Source organism: Empedobacter sp. UBA7252, from assembly GCF_002472765.1.
In the GTDB taxonomy this organism is placed as follows: Bacteria; Bacteroidota; Bacteroidia; order Flavobacteriales; family Weeksellaceae; genus Empedobacter; species Empedobacter falsenii_B.
This window is the reverse complement of record NZ_DKSQ01000090.1, coordinates 17,191-18,448: the sequence shown is the minus strand read 5'-3', so window position 1 is coordinate 18,448 and position 1,258 is coordinate 17,191. Positions and strand designations below refer to the sequence as shown.

Sequence of the window (1,258 nt, the reverse complement as noted above, 5' to 3'; positions counted from 1 at the left end):
TTTGGAACTTGGTCAACCAACGTTTTCAATCTATCATTCAGTACCATAGAGCAAATTTACTGAATCAATTTCTAATTTTAAATTTTTAACATTTTTCGACGACACCTTGTAGCGTTTTATTTGCTCAACTTTGCAATATGTTTGCATTGGTTGATTGTAATAATTTTTACGCTAGTTGTGAAAGAGTTTTTAACCCAACTCTTAACGGAAAGCCTGTAGTTGTCTTGTCTAACAATGATGGTTGTGTAATTGCGCGATCTAACGAAGCTAAAGATTTAGGTATTCCAATGGGTGCTCCTGCGTTTGAATACGAGAATATTTTTCGTTTAAAAGGTGTGAAGGTTTTTTCTTCAAATTACGCTCTCTATGCTGACATGAGTAACCGAGTAACTACTGTTATTAAAAAGTATTGCCCTGATATCGAAGTTTATTCAATTGATGAATCATTTCTATTTTTTAAAGGTTTTGAAAAATATGATTTGGCAGAATATGCACAAAAAATCAAACAAGAAATATTTCAAATTACCAAAATTCCCGTTTGCATTGGAATAGGACCAACTAAGGCTTTGGCTAAAGTTGCAAATCGAATTGCAAAAAAGTTTCCTAAACATCACAATGGCGTTTACATGATAGATAACCAGGATAAAATAGAAAAAGCTTTAAAGTGGTTAAAATGCGAGGATATCTGGGGAATTGGGCGACGTTTAGCTAAACGTTTAGCTTACATAAGCTGCCATACCGCTTGGGACTTTACAAGATTGCAAGATGAATATTTAAGACGTAATTTTTCAATTGTTGAATTGCGATTAAAAAAAGAATTGCTTGGAGAAAGTGTACTGCGACTTGATGAAGTTCAACGTAAAAAATCAATTGCAACAACTCGAAGTTTCGAAAGAAAAATAAATAAATATGAGGACCTGCAAGAACGAGTTTCAACTTTTGCAGTTTCCTGCGCTGAAAAGCTTAGAAAAGAACATTCAAAGTGCAATATTATATCTGTATTTGTGATGACAAATCGATTCGACGATAAACATTCTTTCGTTTCTAATACATTAAGTACTACTTTAGAATTTGATTCTAATTCAAGTATTGTACTTTCGAAAGCTGCGTTATTTTTGTTAGATAAATTAGTTCCAGAAGAAGGAAAGGTTCCTGATTACAAAAAAGCTGGCGTTATTGTTTCGGCAATCACTCCAGATGATCAAGTTCAAATGAATATGTTTAATCAAGAATCACCAAAACATAAAGCGTTGATGAG

General features: G+C 33.0%; 1 protein-coding gene. It reads left to right on the top strand.

Features of this window, described 5'->3' with window-relative positions; all coding sequences use genetic code 11:
* Positions 1–137 precede the first annotated feature (137 nt).
* Positions 138–1,258 (top strand): Y-family DNA polymerase (locus B2X73_RS13105; protein WP_291096600.1); only part of this gene is annotated, 1,121 nt, incomplete at its 3' end.